This window comes from Micromonospora sp. NPDC047527, from assembly GCF_040643015.1.
GTDB lineage: Bacteria > Actinomycetota > Actinomycetes > Mycobacteriales > Micromonosporaceae > Micromonospora.
This window is the reverse complement of the sequence record NZ_JBEYTK010000005.1, coordinates 491,526-506,612: the sequence shown is the minus strand read 5'-3', so window position 1 is coordinate 506,612 and position 15,087 is coordinate 491,526. Positions and strand designations below refer to the sequence as shown.

Here is a 15,087-nt window from a genome sequence, read left to right as displayed (position 1 = left end):
AGCCTGGGTCGTCGAACTGCCGGAACCGGCGACCGTGGCGATGGGGCACCTCCGGGCGGTGCGTGGTGCGGGGGCGGGTGGGCACTGTGAGCGTAGAGGCGACCGCCGAGAGGCGCAGCCGCGCCTCCGTCCCTTGCGATCACCGGCCGCAACCGCTGACTCCACCGCGCGCATCCGTGCAATCCTGGAAGCGGTATTCCGTGGGCCTCGACCGCGCCGAACCGTGGCCGGGCGACGCCGCGCGGGATCCGGGGACGGGACTGGGAGGCACCGACGTGACCGACGGCTGGGATTGGCGCCGGGGCGGTGAGACTCCGGCTCCGGCGCGACCGCCCGGGGCAGGGGCCCCTCCGGCGGGGTCGCCGGCCATGCCGGGGAGCGGCAACGTGCCCACAGCCGGGTCACCGCCAGCCGGGTCATCGCCCGGGGCGGGTGTGCCGTACGCCGGGTCGGCGCCGACCTGGCCGGCGCCGACCGCGAGCGGAACCGGTGCGGCCGGTGCCTCACCCTGGTGGTCCGACGCGCTCGGCGATCCGTGGCGCGACCCGGCGGCACCGGCCGCGGTGGTGGTGCCCGGGGTGGTGGCGCCCGGCACCGAGCCCGAGCCGGTCACCGACCCGGACGCTCCGGGCCGACCGACGCTGCGCCACCTGCTGCTCATCCCGTTGATCACCGCGCTGCTGGCCGGCACGCTGGGCGGCGCGTTGGGCTACGCGTTCGCGGTGCGCGGCGGCGCCGGCCCGACGGTGCTCGGCGCCGAGCCGGCAGAGCCGCCAGCGTTGGCCCAGCGCAAGCCGGAGTCGCTGGCCGGGGTCGCCGCACGGGTCCTGCCCAGCGTGGTCACCGTGCGGGTGAGCAGTCTCGGCGGCACCAGCGAGGGCTCGGGCTTCATCGCCAGCGCCGACGGGCACGTGATCACCAACGACCACGTGGTGGCCGGTGGCAGCGGCAAGGCCTCGGTGGTCTTCAACGACGGCACCACCGCGCCGGCGACCATCGTCGGTCAGGACCCGGAGTCGGACGTCGCGGTGATCAAGGTCAACCGGACCGGGCTGCGTCCGGTGGAGTTCGGCGACTCCGAGGCGCTGGCCGTCGGCGACCCGGTGCTGGCCATCGGCTCACCGCTCTCGCTGGCCAACACGGTCACCGCTGGCATCGTGAGCGCCCTGGACCGGACGATGCAGGCCGGTGAGCCGGGCGGCCCGGTGCGCTACTACGCGGCCATCCAGACCGACGCCGCGGTCAACCACGGCAACTCGGGCGGCCCACTGGTCGACGGCGCCGGACGGGTGGTGGGGGTCAACTCCACGATCAAGTCGTTGGTGGCCGAGGGGCAGGAGGCCGGCAACATCGGGCTCGCCTTCGCCATCCCGATCAACCAGGCCAAGCGGGTGACCCAGGACATCATCGGCACCGGCAAGGCCCGGCGTACGGTTATCGGTGCCCAGGTCGGTGGTCCGGGTGCGGGGACCGGTGGCGGCGTACGCCTGGCCGCCGTGGAACCGTCCGGGCCGGCGGCCGACGCCGGGTTGAAGGTCGGCGACGTGATCATGAAGCTCAACGGCCGGCCGATGACCGAGCCGACGGACCTGATCGCCCTGGTCCGCAAGTTCGCTCCCGGCTCGGTGGTGACGGTCGAGTACCGGCGCGGCACTGCCCGGCAGAACACCTCGGTCACCCTGGCCGCGGATGCCAAGTGAACAGCGGGTCACCCCTTACCCGAAAGTCGGCTCACGTGCGTAGTCTTGCTGCTGACGCCGATAGGAGGCCCGCGGAATGTTCGACAACCTGAACTGGTGGGAGATCGGTGCGCTGCTGCTCCTGGCGCTGTTGATCTTTGGTGACCGGTTGCCCGCTGTGATCAGCGATGGCCTGCGGATGGTCCGTAATCTGCGCAACATGGCCCGCAACGCCACCGGTGACCTCAGTCGGGAGTTGGGCACCGACATCCAGCTCGAGGATCTGCACCCGAAGGCCTTCATCCGGAAGCACCTCCTCAGCGAGGAGGACGAGGCGGCGATCCGCAAGCCGTTGCAGGGCGTCTACGACGACCTGCGCGCCGACGTCAGCGGCGTGCACAACGACTTGAAGGATGTGGCCAAGGCCGCGGACATCCGGTCGAACGGCTCCCGGCCCGGCACGGTCACCAGCACCCCGTCGGCGCCGGCCCCCCGGGTCAGCTACGACGACGCCACCTGACCCCGCCCCACGGCCCTCAGGCCAGCTGTGACGACGCGACCCTGACCCCGCCCACCGGCCCTCGGGCCGGCTGCGACGACACGGCCTGACCCGCCCCACGGCCTCGCCCACAGCCCAGCTGTGAAGATCCGGCCCCGCCGGCGCTCAGGCCAGCTATGGCGGCGCGGCCTGACACCGCCCCCCGGCCCTGGCCCTATGCCCAGCTGCGAAGGCGCGGCCTGATCCGACCCCATCGGGCCTCAGGCCAGATGCGCTGCCGCAGCCTGACCCCTCTCACCGGCTAAGGCGCCTCGGCCCGCCCCACCTAGGTCGCGTCCTTTGGAGCTGAATCGTTTGCGTCATCGTGTGTCGGTGTCGGTGTCGGTGTCGGTGCCGGTGCCGGGCGACGCTGATCGCTCCGTGTGCATCGTCACTGTCGAGGCCGGCTGACGGCCGGTGCGGTCCGCGCGAGTCCTCACCTCCGACCGAGCGAGTCCGCCTGGGTCGATCCGTTTACGACATCAGCTCCAAAGGACGACAACAAGGGGGACCCGACCCCGAGCGTGCAGGACCGGGTCCGTGCGGGACCCGGTCCGTGCGGGAGGCGGGATCGGATCCGTGCGGGACCCGGGTGAACCCGGGGCGTGGGTAATCCGGGCCGCGGGGAGCCCAGGCCATGCGGGACGGGGGCCGTAGGGAATGCGCGCGGGACCGGGGTCGTGGGAACCCGGGCGTGCCCGAACCCGGGCGTGCCCGAACCCGGGCGTGCCCGAACCCGGGCGTGCCCGAACCCCGGAGCGTGCCGGAACCCGGGCAGGCCCCTACCGAATTCGGCGGGTCGTGCTGGCTCAGCGGCCGGCGGGCTTGAGGCCGAGCGGCTTGCCGAGCAGCGACTCACGGCGCAGCGCGAGCCGGTCGGCGATTGTGCCGAGCGCCTGCGCGGCCGGGGACGTCGGCTCGGCCAGCACGATCGGGTTGCCGGCGTCGCCGCCCTCGCGGACCCGGGTGTCCAGCGGGATCTGCCCGAGCAGCGGCACCTGCGCGCCGATCGTCCGGCTCAGCGACTCGGCGACGACCGCGCCGCCGCCGGCACCGAAGACCTCCATGCGGGAGCCATCCGGCAGCTCAAGCCAGGACATGTTCTCGATGACGCCGACGACCCGCTGGTGGGTCTGCAGGGCGATCGCACCGGCCCGCTCCGCGACCTCGGCGGCTGCGGTCTGCGGGGTGGTGACGATCAGGATCTCCGAGTTGGGCAGCAACTGGGCCAGCGAGATGGCCACGTCGCCGGTGCCCGGGGGCAGGTCGAGCAGGAGCACGTCCAGGTCGCCCCAGTAGACGTCGGCCAGGAACTGCTGCAGCGCCCGGTGCAGCATCGGGCCACGCCACACCACGGCCGCGTTGCCCGAGGTGAACATGCCGATCGAGATCACCTTCACGCCGTGCGCCTGCGGCGGCATGATCATGTCTTCGACGCGGGTCGGCCGGGCGTCCGTGCCGAGCATCCGGGGCACCGAGTGGCCGTAGATGTCGGCGTCGACCACGCCGACGGAGAGCCCACGCGCGGCGAGCGCCGCCGCCAGGTTGACCGTCACGCTGGACTTGCCGACGCCACCCTTGCCGCTGGCCACCGCGTACACCCGGGTGCGAGAGCCCGGCTGGGCGAACGGGATGACCGGCTCCTCGCTGGCACCGCCGCCGCGCAGCTGCGACTGCAACGACTGCCGCTGCTCGGGGCTCATCACACCGAAGTCGATTTCCACGCCGGTGACACCGGGCACCGCGGCGACCGCGGCGGTGATGTCCGTACGCAGCTTGTCCTTGAGCGGGCAGCCGGCGACGGTGAGCAGCAGCTCGACCCGTACGACGCCGTCGGCGCCGATCGTGGCGGAGCGGACCATGCCCAACTCGGTGATGGGCCGGCGGATCTCCGGGTCGTTGACGGTGGCCAGGGCGGCCTGGATCGCGTCCTCGACGGTGCTGACGGGTGCTGACATGCCCGCAATGCTACGTCGCGGGGCATCCGTTCCGACCGCTGGCCGGGAACGGTGTGAGCCAATCGATGACCCGCCTCGACTGGCTGATCAACCGTCCTGGGAACGCGGGCCGGTGCCGTCGGACTGGGCGCCTCGGGGGAGGTCGCCGTCCAGGTCGTCGCGCGGCTCGTCGAGCCCCGCGCCGTCGGTCGCCCGCTGGGCGCGCCTCTCCTGCCGGCTGTCCTTCTCCTGCTGGCGGCGTTCCAGCCGCTGCCGGCGCTGCCCCGCCTCGTCCAGCTCCTCGGCCAGCCGGGTCAGCTCGGAGCGGAGGAAGTCGCGGGTCGCCACCTCGCCCAGCGCGATCCGCAGGGCGGCGATCTCCCGCGCCAGGTACTCGGTGTCCGCCTTCTGCGCGGTGGCCCGTCGCCGGTCCTCCTCCAGCGCCACCCGGTCCCGGTCGGCCTGCCGGTTCTGCGCCAGCAGGATCAGCGGTGCCGCGTAGCTGGCCTGCAACGACAGCACCAGCGTGAGGAACGTGAAGGTGTACGGGTCGAAGCGCATTTCGGCCGGGGCGAGGGTGTTCCAGGCGAACCAGATGGCGATCACCACCGTCATGACGACGATGAAGTTCGCGGTGCCCATGCCGCGGGCGATGCCCTCCGACCACCGGCCGAAGGCCTCCGCGTCGAACCGGGGCAGCTTGATCGCCCGGGGCTCGCGCGGCTGGTCGAGCCGCTCCGTCCGCCGCTGGTCAGCCATCGGTGCCGTCCAGCACCGCATCGGTGGCGCCCGGGACACCGAGGGCGTCCCGGTCCCGCCAGTCCCGGGGCAGCGAGTGGTCCAGCACGTCGTCGACGGTCACGGCGCCGACCAGCCGGTTGCTCCGGTCGATCACCGGCATCGCGACCAGGTCGTAGGTGGCCATCCGGCGGGTGATCTCCGGTAGTGGCGTGGTCGGGCGCAGCGGGTCGATGTCGTTGACCACCACCTTGCCCAGCAGGTCGGCAGGCGGTTCGCGCAGCAACGCCTGGAAGTGCACCATGCCCAGGTAGCGGCCGGTCGGGGTGTTCTGCGGTGCCCGGGTCACGAAGACCTGCGCGGCGACGGCGGGGGAGAGCTGCGGCTCCCGGATCCGGGCCAGCGCCTCGGCGACGGTGGCGTCCGGCGGCAGGATGACCGGCTCGGAGGTCATCACGCTGCCCGCCGTACCCGGCATGTACTTGAGCAACTGCCGCACCGGGTCGGCCTCGTCCGGCTCCATCAGGTCCAGAAGCACGTCCTGCTCCGGCGGCGGCAGTTCGTTGAGCAGGTCCGCCGCGTCGTCGGGGTCCATCTCCTCCAGCACGTCCGCGGCCCGCTCCCGGTCCAGCGCGGCGAGGATCTCCACCTGGTCGTGCTCCGGCAGTTCACTGAGTACGTCGGCCAGCCGCTCGTCGTTCAGCGCTGCCGCGACCTCGTTGCGCCGCGCGTCGGGCAGGTCCTGCAGGGCGTTGGCCAGGTCGGCCGGGCGCATGTCCTCCAGGACGGCGAGCAGATTCGCCGTACCCCGGTTGTCGGCGATGCCGCTGAGCCCGCGCACCCGGTCCCACTCGACCTGGTGCAGGTGGCCACGGCGGGTGAGCCGGCCGGTCTGCTCGCGGACCGCGACCCGGGTGAGTGACCACTCGCCGCCGCGGGCGCACTCCATCGCGACGTCCACCACCGTGCCGGGCTGGCCGCCCGGTTCGAGCTGTACCCGCCGGTCCAGCAGTTCCTGGAGCACCAGCAGCTCGTTCAGTCGCTTCTCGAAGCGCCGCAGGTTGAGGGTGCCGGAGCCGAGCACCACCGCGTCCGCGTCGATCGAGGTGATCCGGTTGATGGACAGGAAGATCCGCCGGCGCATCGGCATCTCCGCGACCAGACCCACGACCTCCGGGGGACGGGCGGTCGACCGCAGCCGGGCCACCGCGTCACGGACCCGGCCCACCTGGTCACCGTTCGGATCGAAAACGGCGACTCCGGCGAGGCGGGCGATGTAGATCCGGGTCGGCGTGCTCACGGGCACCAGCCTAAGCGCCTAGTGTTTAGCAACATGTCGACCTTGGCCTACGAGATCGTGGACGTCTTCACCGACCGCCCGTTCGCCGGCAACCCGCTGGCCGTGGTGTTCGGCGCGGAGGCGCTGGCCACCGAGCAGATGCAGGCGCTCGCGCTGGAGTTCAACCTCTCCGAAACGGTGTTCGTGCTGCCACCGACCCAGGTGGGCGCGACCTACCGGGCGCGCATCTTCACCCCGACCGAGGAGTTGCCGTTCGCCGGGCACCCCAGCGTCGGTGCGGCGGTCACCGCGAGCCGGCGCGGCATGTTCGGCGTGGGGCAGGTCACCCAGGAGTGCGGTGCCGGGGTGCTGCCGATCGAGGTGACCACCTCCGGCGCGACGCTCACCGGGGGGACTCCAACCCTCGGCCCCGAGTTGGAGCCGGAGCCGCTGTTGGAGATCGCCGGTCTGGTCGCCGGCGACCACGACCACAGCGGGCCGGCACCCCGGGTTGCCGGCTGCGGGCTGGAGTTCCCGTACCTGCCGGTGTTTCCAGATGCGGTGGCCCGGGCCCGGGTGAACCCGGCGGCTGCGGAGCGGTACGGGGTGGATCACGTGAGCGTCTTCTCCTGGGACGCCGCCACGCAAACCGCGCACGCCCGAGTTTTCGTGCCTGGGCTCGGTGTCCCGGAGGACCCGGCGACCGGTTCGGCGGCGCTCGGCCTCGGCGTCTGGTTGGTGGCGACCGGCCTGCTGCCGGGGGACGGGCTGTCCCACTACGCGGTGCGCCAGGGTGTGGAGATGAACCGTCCCTCCGCGCTGGCCTGCACGGTGACGGCGGCGAACGGCGTGGCGGTCGGCGCGACCGTCGCCGGCCAGGTGATGCCGGTGGCCCGGGGCGAGATCGCCGTACCGCCGTTCGTGGGCTGAGCGGCGCGCGGGCTTCGATGCGGGAGAATGCGGGTGTGACGGACGAGGATGCCACCGGTGGCACGCCGCTGGTCGACGAGGCGATGAAGAAGGCCGCCATGGCCTGGGTCAGCGTGTCCGGTGGGCCGGCGCTCGCGCTCTGGTGCGCCCCGCTGGAGGGCGCGCTCTTCGTGGTGAGCGGGCCGGGCGAGCAGGCCGCCCCGGGGTTGGCCGACGCCGCCGAGGCGCAGGTCACCCTGCGCGGCGACCACGGAGGTCGGATCGTCACCTGGCCGGCCCGGGTCACCAGGCTGTCGCCGGGCACCGAGGCGTGGGACACCACGGCGCCGCTGGTGGCCGGCAAGCGCCTGAACGCGCACGGCCCGACAGCCGACCTGGTGGCCCGGTGGGCCGCCGACGGCTGCGCGGTGAACCGACTCGCCCCGGCCGGTGCGCCGCTGTCCGGCGCCGATCTGCCGTCCGACGCGCAGGCCGAGCCGCCCCGGGAGACACCGGCGGTCCGCGCCACCCGCAAGCCGTTCCGCCTGCACCGGGTCCGCCGCCGCTGACCCGCCGGGCCGCTGACCATTGACCCCTGACCCGCCGGGCCGCTGACCGTTGACCTGTCGGCCCGTATCGGTCAGCCTGCCGGGCCGCCCACCCCGGCGACCCCGGTGGCGGCGCCCACACCCACGGCTTCGGTAGCGGCCCCCGCGAGGTCGGTGGCGCCCACGACGTCGAGCACCTCGCGCAGGCTGCCCAGCGTCGGGCCGCGCCAATCCCGGTCGGCGTTGAACACCATGTGCCCGGCCAGGTCGGGCGCGGCCAGCCGGACCGCGGTCATCCCGGCCCGCTCGGCGCCGGTCAGTTCCTGGCTGCCACCGTCGCCGACGTACAGGCAGTCGGCCGGTGTCAGTCCGAGCCGCTGGCAGGCGGTCAGGTAGAGCGCCGGGTCGGGCTTGCACCGTCCGACCTGCACGGAGAAGACCCGTACGTCGAGCAGTGGGGCGACCGGGAGTTGGGGCAGGAAAGCCGGCAGTTCGTGCGTACAGTCGCTGATCACGCCGGTGCGCAGGCCGCGGTGGCGCAGCGCCGCCAGCACCGGCACCGCGTCGGCCCGCAGCCGGGTGTCCGCGCGGACCGCCCGGTGCCGGGACGCCACGGCCGCCCGCACCGCATGGTCGCTGGGGTGTACGCCGGCCTGGGCGCAGACCCAGCGCATGGTCGCCTCCGCGTTGCCGAGACGACCGGTGGCCCGCTCGTAGAAGGTGCGGTTCAGCACCTCGTACAGCGTGTCGGTGGAGCAGCCGAGCAGTTTGGCGGTGCCGTGGTGCGCGGCGCCGCGCTGCACGGAGTGGGTCAGAGTGCCGAAGAAGTCGAACAGCACCGCCTGGTAGCTGGGCATGGGGTACGCCTCCGGGCGGTCTTCGGGTCGCTCGCGCGACGCTGCCTGATCGTAACGGAGCGCTGACCATCTGTATCGGTGGTGATCATGTGAAGATTGCTTCCCGTGCCCCATGCTTCGCACCGCCCGCCCCTGGACCCGCTGACCACCGGCGCGGTCGGTCTGGCCGTAGTCGCCGTGTCGTCGTCCGCGCCGCTGATCGCGTACGCGGCCGCCCCGGCGCTGGCCATCGCGTTCTGGCGCAACGTGCTGGCGGTGGCCGTGCTGAGCCCGTTCTCGCTGGCGCGACGTCGTGCCGAGTTCCGCGCACTGGTCGGGCGGGCGGGCCGACGGGAAGGGCTGTTCTGCGTCCTCTCCGGGGTCGCGCTGGCCGCGCACTTCGCCGCCTGGATGCCGAGCGTCCAGCTCACCTCGGTTGCCGCAGCCACCGCTCTGGTCGCCACCCAGCCGGTCTGGCAGGGGCTGATCGCCCGCGCCCAGGGTCGTCGGCTCCCACCGGTGGTCTGGGTCGGCATCGCGGTGACGGTGGGCGGCGCGGTGATCGCCACCGGCGCGGACGTGGGCATCTCCGCGAAGGCTGTCGTCGGCGACCTGCTGGCGGTGGCCGGTGGCGTGTTCGGCGCCGTCTACACCGCGTTCGGTGAGCGGGCTCGGGCCAGCATCAGCACCACCACCTACACGACCATCTGCTACGGCATCTGCGCGCTGATCCTGCTGATGATCTGCCTGCTCGGCGGGGTCCGGCTGACCGGCTTCGACGGACGCACCTGGCTGGCCATCCTGGCGCTGGTGGCCGGCGCCCAACTGCTCGGGCACTCGATGTTCAACTACGCCCTGCACCGGATCCCGGCGACCACGGTGAGCGTGCTGATCCTGCTGGAGGTGCCGGGCGCCGCCCTGCTGGCGTGGGTCTGGCTGGACCAGTCACCCCGCCCGTACGCGCTGCTGGGCATGTCGCTGCTGCTGGTCGGTGTGGCGGTGGTGGTGCTCGGTGGCCGCCGGAGCGCACCCACCGCGCTGCCGACCGACGCGACCCCGTTGAACGGCTGACGACGTTCCTAGACCTCGTTCACCTCGATGACTCGGGTGGTCGGGGCGGCTTGGCGGCCACGCTACCCATCGATGCCGACGGCCGTGGCGCTGGCCGCCCAGAGCCGGGCCGCGAGCTGCGGGTCGGCGGCCTTGCGGTACGGCCGGCGCAACCGACGGTTGTAGTAGTAGCCGCCGTCGACCAGCCGGGAGCGGTCCTGGTTGGCCAGCCAGACCAGCGTCTCGGCGGCCTTCTCCGGGCTGCGGAACGGCAGGACCCGCATGCCGAGGGCGACCAGCCGGCTGTCGTTGGCGAACCGTGTCCGCACCACGCCGGGGTGGAAGCTGTGCGCCGGGATGCCCGGCCAGCGACGGGCCGCCTCGGCGGTGAACAGGATGTTCGCCTGCTTGCTGGTGCCGTACGCGCCCATCGGCCGGTAGCCCCGCAGCGGCGCGTTCAGGTCGTCCGGGTCGAGCGCACCGAAGCGGTGGGCGCCGGAGGCGGTGACCACGATCCGGCCGACCCGGTCGGCGAGCAGATTGGTCAGCAGGAACGGGGCCAGGTGGTTGGCCTGGATCGACAGTTCGAAGCCGTCGACGGTGGTGAGTGGCTGGAGCGCGATCGCACCGGCGTTGTTGACCAGCACGTCGATCCGGTCGTACGCGTCGCGCAGCCCTTCGGCGAGCCGACGCACGTCGTCGAGCACCGCGAAGTCGGCCCGGAACAGCTCCGGGCGCTCACCCGAGTTTTCCCGTACCCGTTCCGCCGCAGCCTGTAGGCGGGCCGGGTCCCGCCCGACCAGCACCACCCGGTCACCACGGCACGCGAGGTGCACGGCGGCGGCCAACCCGATGCCGGAGCTGGCCCCGGTCACCACCACCAGTCGACGCTCAGTGAGATCTTCCACAGGTCCATTCACCCCGGTCATGGCGCGAGGTTACCGTGGCGTCACCACGCCCTTTGGGATCGTTAAGTTTCTCGGATCTGTCGTCAGGTGGCGTCGGCGTGCCCGCCGAACGCTGGAAGGAGTGCATCCATGGCCGTAGTCGGTCGTCCCCGCCGGTCCTGTCTCGCCGTACCGGGGTCCAGCGTCAAGATGCTCGGCAAGGCGCAGGGCCTCCCCGCCGACCAGGTCTTCCTCGACCTGGAGGACGCCGTCGCCCCGCTGGCCAAGCCGGATGCGCGCAAGAACATCGTGGCCGCGCTCAACGAGGGCGACTGGGCCGGCAAGACCCGCGTGGTGCGGGTCAACGACCTGACCACCCCGTGGACCTACCGGGATGTCATCGAGGTCGTCGAGGGTGCCGGCGCGAACCTGGACTGCATCATGCTGCCGAAGGTGCAGACCGCCGAGCAGGTGCACTGGCTGGATCTGCTGCTCACCCAGATTGAGAAGACGCTCGGCCTGGAGGTCGGCCGGATCGGCATCGAGGCGCAGATCGAGAACGCCGCCGGGCTGGTCAACGTGGACGCCATCGCGGGCGCCTCGCCCCGGGTGGAGACCATCATCTTCGGCCCGGCCGACTTCATGGCGTCGATCAACATGAAGTCGCTGGTGGTCGGCGCGCTGATCCCGGACTACCCGGGCGACCCGTACCACTACATCCTGATGCGGATCCTGATGGCCGCCCGGATGCACGACAAGCAGGCCATCGACGGCCCGTTCCTCCAGATCCGGGACGTGGACGGGTTCCGTGAGGTAGCCAAGCGCTCGGCGGCGCTGGGCTTCGACGGCAAGTGGGTGCTGCACCCGGGCCAGATCGACGCCGCCAACGAGGTCTACCAGCCGGCACAGGCCGACTACGACCACGCCGAGTTGATCCTCGACGCATACGAGCACTACACCTCGGAGGCCGGCGGCAAGCTCGGCGCGGTGATGCTCGGCGACGAGATGATCGACGAGGCGTCCCGCAAGATGGCGCTGGTGATCGCCGCAAAGGGCCGGGCCGCCGGGATGAGCCGTACCTCGTCGTTCACCCCACCGGCAGAGTGAGTGGCCGGGCCGGGTCGACCGCCGCCGGCTGTCGACCCGGCCCGACAGGCGGTGGTACGCCGACCCGCCGCCCTCTCAGTAGCTGCTGTCGCTGGCGGCGTCCATCGTGACCGCGAAGATGATGATGGCGATGTAGGCGCCGATGCCCAGCACCATCAGTGCGGTGAGGATCCAGCCGACGATGATGCCGGCCTTCGCCATGCCCTCGCCGCCCTCGCCGCTGGCACGGATCTGCTTCTGCGCCACGTGGCCCAGGATCGCCCCGATCGGGGAGGTGATGCCGCAGGATGTGACGCCGACCAGGGCCAGCACCAGCGACGCGATGGCCAACCCGTTGGTCTTGGGTGGTGCCGGGTAGCCGTAACCGGGGTACGACGGCGGATAGCCGGGCGGGGCGTACGCCATCGGCTGTCCCGGGTATGCCGGCTGCCCGGGCGGCGTCTGCCCACCGGCGTACGGGTCGACCGGCGCGTACGGGTCCGCGGGGCCGGGCTGGGTGGGCACCGGCTGACCGGCCACCAGGGTCGGGTCCGGCGGTGAACTCGACGGCTGAGCCGACCACGTGGGGTCGTTCCAGTCGCCGGGGGGCGGGGGATTGGTCATGCGTACTCTCCGTCGGCTCGGGTGCGCCGTCAGGGTAGCCAGAGGTGACCAAACCCGACGCCCCCGCTCCCGGGTGCCGCGTTGCCCGGGCCGGTCGCAACGGGCAGGATCCCTGGCATGGCAATCGACTCGCGCGCCGCGGACCGTTCCGGCAGTCGACCGAGACGGGACGTGAGCCGGCCGGGTGTGGCCCGACGCGGCCGTGCGGCCACGCCGGCCGGCGCTCCCGGCCCCGACGAGCCGGTCGCGCTACCCGACCCGGTGACCATGCGGCTCGACGGGAGGGTCGCCCTGGTGACGGGGGCGGGCAGCCCGGACGGCATCGGGTACGCGACGGCCCGGCGGCTCGCCGACCTGGGGGCGCGGGTGGCGATCGTCTCCACCACCCGGCGCATCCACGAGCGGGCCGGCGAGCTGGGGGTGACCGGCTTCGTCGCCGACCTGACCGACGAGTCGGAGGTCGGCGCGCTGGCCGACGCGGTCGCCGAGCAGTTGGGTGACGTCGAGGTGCTGGTCAACAACGCCGGCCTGGCGAGCCGGGCCAGCCAGGGGGTGCTGCGGCCGGTCGCGCAGTTGACCTACGACGAGTGGCGTGGCGAGATCGACCGCAACCTGTCGACCGCGTTCCTGTGCAGCCGGGCGTTCATCGGCGGGATGGCCGAGCGGGGCTGGGGGCGGATCGTCAACCTGGCGGCCACCGCGGGTCCGGTCAACGCCCTGCCCACCGAGGCCGCGTACGCGGCGGCGAAGGCCGGGGTGGTCGGGCTGACCCGGGCTCTGGCCATGGAGATGATCGCCGACGGGGTGACCGTGAACGCGGTGGCGCCCGGCACCATCTACACGGCGGCGTCCACGATGGCCGAGATCAAGCAGGGTCTGGGGACGCCGGTCGGTCGGCCGGGCACCCCGGACGAGGTCGCGGCGGCGATCAGTTTCCTCTGCTCACCGGCCGCCTCGTACATCACCGGGCAGATGCTGGTGGTGGACGGCGGCAACAGTGTCCGGGAGGCCCGCTTCCGCTGACCGACGCGGCCCATGCCGGTCGGTCAGTACCCGCCGCTGTTGCCGTTGCTGCCGATGATGACGAGGGCCAGCCAGCCGCAGCAGGCCAGCAGGGTCAGCCCTGTGAAGACGTACCCGAGGATCATTCCCCAGGTGGCGAGCTGGCCGCCCTCCTCGCCGCTGGTCTGGATCTGCCGCTTGGCCACGTGGCCGAGGACGGCGCCGGCCGGGGGAAACACGAAGGCGAACACCAGCGACAGGATCGCCAGCACGTTGGTAGGCCGGCCCGGTCCGGGCATCGGTGGTCCGTACTGGCCGTACGGGCCCTGCGGGGGGTACGGCGGCTGCTGACTCCAGTGCGCCGGCTGGTGCGGCCCCTGCTGCTCGTACGGTGGCGGCTCGTTCCCGGGTGGCCCGTACGGTGAGTGTTCCGGCTGCCCGAAGGCCGACTGGTCCGGTGGCGGTGGGTACGGCGTCTGGCCGGCCGGCGGCGGCGCGTACGGCGACTGGTCCCGGGGTGGCTCGTAGGGTGACGGCGGCGGTTCGTCTCCGGGCGGTCCCGACGGTGGCGGGTAGGTCACAGCCGTGCTCCTCCTGCCGGTGCCGGAAAAGTCCCTCTTGCCGGACGGTACCCGCAGCGGTGAACCTTTTCACAGCGGTTGTGTGGACTGGTCACCTTGGCCTCGCCGGCCCGGAGGCCGATACTGACCCAGCGTTCAGTTACCCACGAGTAGTGCGCTGATCCCCGGAGGCTGAGATGGCCAGACTCGCCCAGACGCCCGGCCTCACCGATGTGCAGCGGTCGATCCTGGAGACCGTCCGCGAGTTCGCCGACAAGGAGATCATCCCGCACGCCCAGCGGCTGGAGCACGCCGACGAGTACCCCACCGACATCCTCGACGGGATGCGCGAGATGGGGTTGTTCGGCCTCACCATCGACGAGGAGTACGGCGGGCTGGGCGAGTCGCTGCTCACCTACGCGCTGGTGGTGGAGCAGTTGTCCCGGGGCTGGATGTCGATCTCCGGCATCGTCAACACCCACTTCATCGTGGCGTACCTGATCTCCCAGCACGGCTCGGCCGAGCAGAAGGCCCGACTGCTGCCGAAGATGGCCACCGGCGAGGTGCGCGGCGCCTTCTCGATGTCCGAGCCGGAGACCGGCTCCGACGTGTCGGCGATCAAGTCCCGCGCGGTCCGCGACGGTGACAGTTACGTGCTCAACGGGCAGAAGATGTGGCTGACCAACGGGGCGTACTCCTCGGTGGTCGCCACCCTGGTCAAGACCGACACCGGCGCCGAGTCGGTGTACGGCAACATGAGCACCTTCCTGCTGGAGAAGGAGCCGGGCTTCGGCGAGACCGCCCCGGGTCTCACCATCCCCGGCAAGATCGACAAGATGGGCTACAAGGGCGTCGAGACCACCGAGATGGTGCTCGACGGCGTGACGGTGCCCGACTCGGCCATCCTGGGCGGCGCCGACAAGGTGGGCCGGGGCTTCTACCAGATGATGGACGGCATCGAGGTGGGCCGCGTCAACGTCGCCGCCCGCGCCTGCGGCATCTCCATCCGCGCCTTCGAGTTGGCCGTCGGCTATGCCCAGCAGCGCAAGACCTTCGGCCAGCCGCTCGCCAAGCACCAGGCGATCGCCTTCAAGCTCGCCGAGATGGGCACCAAGATCGAGGCCGCGCACGCTCTCATGGTCAACGCCGCCCGGCTCAAGGACGCCGGCCAGCGCAACGACGTCGAGGCCGGGATGGCCAAGCTGCTCGCCTCGGAATACTGCGCCGAGGTGGTGCAGGAGGCGTTCCGCATCCACGGCGGCTACGGCTACTCCAAGGAGTACGAGATCGAGCGCCTGATGCGGGAGGCCCCGTTCCTGCTCATCGGCGAAGGCACCTCGGAGATCCAGAAGACCATCATCAGCCGCGGCCTCCTCAAGGAATACAAGCTCTAACCCGCCCCACCCTCCCGCGA

At 72.1% G+C, this 15,087-nt stretch carries 15 protein-coding genes; 8 read left to right on the top strand and 7 right to left on the bottom strand.

Features of this window, described 5'->3' with window-relative positions:
* The first annotated feature begins 275 nt into the window (after positions 1–275).
* On the top strand, positions 276–1,700 hold the full coding sequence (locus tag ABZ808_RS22065; protein WP_357009479.1) for a trypsin-like peptidase domain-containing protein: 1,425 nt from the start codon (positions 276–278) through the stop codon (positions 1,698–1,700).
* A gap of 76 nt (positions 1,701–1,776) precedes the next feature.
* Positions 1,777–2,199 (top strand): preprotein translocase subunit TatB, encoded by a 423-nt coding sequence (locus ABZ808_RS22060; RefSeq protein ID WP_357009476.1) that lies wholly within the window; start codon positions 1,777–1,779, stop codon positions 2,197–2,199.
* Between the two features lie 827 nt (positions 2,200–3,026).
* Here the strand turns inward: ABZ808_RS22060 and ABZ808_RS22055 are convergent.
* The 3 genes from ABZ808_RS22055 to ABZ808_RS22045 all read right to left on the bottom strand — a co-directional run bounded on the left by ABZ808_RS22055 (position 3,027) and on the right by ABZ808_RS22045 (position 6,192).
* Positions 3,027–4,175 (bottom strand): Mrp/NBP35 family ATP-binding protein, encoded by a 1,149-nt coding sequence (locus ABZ808_RS22055; protein ID WP_357009473.1) that lies wholly within the window; start codon positions 4,173–4,175, stop codon positions 3,027–3,029.
* Between the two features lie 87 nt (positions 4,176–4,262).
* Entirely contained in the window at positions 4,263–4,913 is a 651-nt protein-coding gene (locus tag ABZ808_RS22050) for a DUF1003 domain-containing protein (RefSeq protein WP_357009470.1), read from the bottom strand.
* The gene (locus ABZ808_RS22045) at positions 4,906–6,192 is read right to left on the bottom strand and encodes a CBS domain-containing protein (protein WP_357009467.1); all 1,287 of its coding nucleotides are present in this window, start codon (positions 6,190–6,192) and stop codon (positions 4,906–4,908) included. The genes ABZ808_RS22050 and ABZ808_RS22045 overlap by 8 nt, the downstream gene beginning before the upstream one ends.
* Positions 6,193–6,225: 33 nt before the next feature.
* Here ABZ808_RS22045 and ABZ808_RS22040 point away from each other — a divergent pair, with 33 nt between their 5' ends.
* Together ABZ808_RS22040 and ABZ808_RS22035 are read left to right on the top strand one after the other, a co-directional pair.
* On the top strand, positions 6,226–7,101 hold the full coding sequence (locus ABZ808_RS22040) for a PhzF family phenazine biosynthesis protein (protein WP_357009464.1): 876 nt from the start codon (positions 6,226–6,228) through the stop codon (positions 7,099–7,101).
* 17 nt (positions 7,102–7,118) lie between these two features.
* Positions 7,119–7,649 (top strand): hypothetical protein, encoded by a 531-nt coding sequence (locus ABZ808_RS22035; protein WP_357009461.1) that lies wholly within the window; start codon positions 7,119–7,121, stop codon positions 7,647–7,649.
* A gap of 71 nt (positions 7,650–7,720) precedes the next feature.
* Here the strand turns inward: ABZ808_RS22035 and ABZ808_RS22030 are convergent, their stop codons facing one another.
* Entirely contained in the window at positions 7,721–8,485 is a 765-nt protein-coding gene (locus ABZ808_RS22030) for an HAD family hydrolase (protein ID WP_357009458.1), read from the bottom strand.
* A gap of 105 nt (positions 8,486–8,590) precedes the next feature.
* Here ABZ808_RS22030 and ABZ808_RS22025 point away from each other — a divergent pair, with 105 nt between their 5' ends.
* Complete coding sequence (locus ABZ808_RS22025) at positions 8,591–9,535, top strand: DMT family transporter (RefSeq protein WP_357009455.1); 945 nt, start codon at positions 8,591–8,593, stop codon at positions 9,533–9,535.
* 62 nt (positions 9,536–9,597) lie between these two features.
* Here ABZ808_RS22025 and ABZ808_RS22020 read toward each other — a convergent pair whose 3' ends face one another.
* Positions 9,598–10,422 carry an SDR family NAD(P)-dependent oxidoreductase gene (locus ABZ808_RS22020; protein ID WP_357009452.1) on the bottom strand — a complete coding sequence of 275 codons (825 nt, stop codon included), beginning with the start codon at positions 10,420–10,422 and terminating at the stop codon, positions 9,598–9,600.
* 129 nt (positions 10,423–10,551) lie between these two features.
* On the opposite strand from ABZ808_RS22020, the gene ABZ808_RS22015 reads away from it, so the two are divergent.
* On the top strand, positions 10,552–11,508 hold the full coding sequence (locus ABZ808_RS22015; protein WP_357009448.1) for a CoA ester lyase: 957 nt from the start codon (positions 10,552–10,554) through the stop codon (positions 11,506–11,508).
* A 75-nt stretch (positions 11,509–11,583) separates the two neighbouring features.
* Here the strand turns inward: ABZ808_RS22015 and ABZ808_RS22010 are convergent, their stop codons facing one another.
* On the bottom strand, positions 11,584–12,111 hold the full coding sequence (locus ABZ808_RS22010) for a DUF4190 domain-containing protein (protein ID WP_357009445.1): 528 nt from the start codon (positions 12,109–12,111) through the stop codon (positions 11,584–11,586).
* Between the two features lie 186 nt (positions 12,112–12,297).
* Here ABZ808_RS22010 and ABZ808_RS22005 point away from each other — a divergent pair, with 186 nt between their 5' ends.
* A complete protein-coding gene (locus tag ABZ808_RS22005; RefSeq protein ID WP_357009594.1) occupies positions 12,298–13,134 on the top strand; it encodes an SDR family NAD(P)-dependent oxidoreductase in 837 nt (278 codons plus the stop codon).
* A gap of 23 nt (positions 13,135–13,157) precedes the next feature.
* Here the strand turns inward: ABZ808_RS22005 and ABZ808_RS22000 are convergent, their stop codons facing one another.
* Positions 13,158–13,694: a DUF4190 domain-containing protein gene (locus ABZ808_RS22000; RefSeq protein ID WP_357009442.1), complete on the bottom strand. Its 537-nt coding sequence runs from the start codon at positions 13,692–13,694 to the stop codon at positions 13,158–13,160.
* A gap of 176 nt (positions 13,695–13,870) precedes the next feature.
* Between ABZ808_RS22000 and ABZ808_RS21995 the strand changes: the two genes are divergently transcribed.
* Positions 13,871–15,067, top strand: coding sequence for an acyl-CoA dehydrogenase family protein (locus ABZ808_RS21995; protein ID WP_357009439.1), 1,197 nt, complete (start codon positions 13,871–13,873; stop codon positions 15,065–15,067).
* Positions 15,068–15,087 lie beyond the last annotated feature (20 nt).

What these genes read in the sequence shown, in the direction of transcription:
- ABZ808_RS21995 (WP_357009439.1), top strand. Translation starts at nt 13,871, where the DNA reads ATGGCCAGACTCGCCCAGACGCCCGGCCTCACCGATGTGCAGCGGTCG.
- ABZ808_RS22010 (WP_357009445.1), bottom strand. Translation starts at nt 12,111, where the DNA reads ATGACCAATCCCCCGCCCCCCGGCGACTGGAACGACCCCACGTGGTCG.
- ABZ808_RS22015 (WP_357009448.1), top strand. Translation starts at nt 10,552, where the DNA reads ATGGCCGTAGTCGGTCGTCCCCGCCGGTCCTGTCTCGCCGTACCGGGG.
- ABZ808_RS22060 (WP_357009476.1), top strand. Translation starts at nt 1,777, where the DNA reads ATGTTCGACAACCTGAACTGGTGGGAGATCGGTGCGCTGCTGCTCCTG.
- ABZ808_RS22040 (WP_357009464.1), top strand. Translation starts at nt 6,226, where the DNA reads ATGTCGACCTTGGCCTACGAGATCGTGGACGTCTTCACCGACCGCCCG.
- ABZ808_RS22035 (WP_357009461.1), top strand. Translation starts at nt 7,119, where the DNA reads ATGCGGGAGAATGCGGGTGTGACGGACGAGGATGCCACCGGTGGCACG.
- ABZ808_RS22030 (WP_357009458.1), bottom strand. Translation starts at nt 8,485, where the DNA reads ATGCCCAGCTACCAGGCGGTGCTGTTCGACTTCTTCGGCACTCTGACC.
- ABZ808_RS22050 (WP_357009470.1), bottom strand. Translation starts at nt 4,913, where the DNA reads ATGGCTGACCAGCGGCGGACGGAGCGGCTCGACCAGCCGCGCGAGCCC.
- ABZ808_RS22055 (WP_357009473.1), bottom strand. Translation starts at nt 4,175, where the DNA reads ATGTCAGCACCCGTCAGCACCGTCGAGGACGCGATCCAGGCCGCCCTG.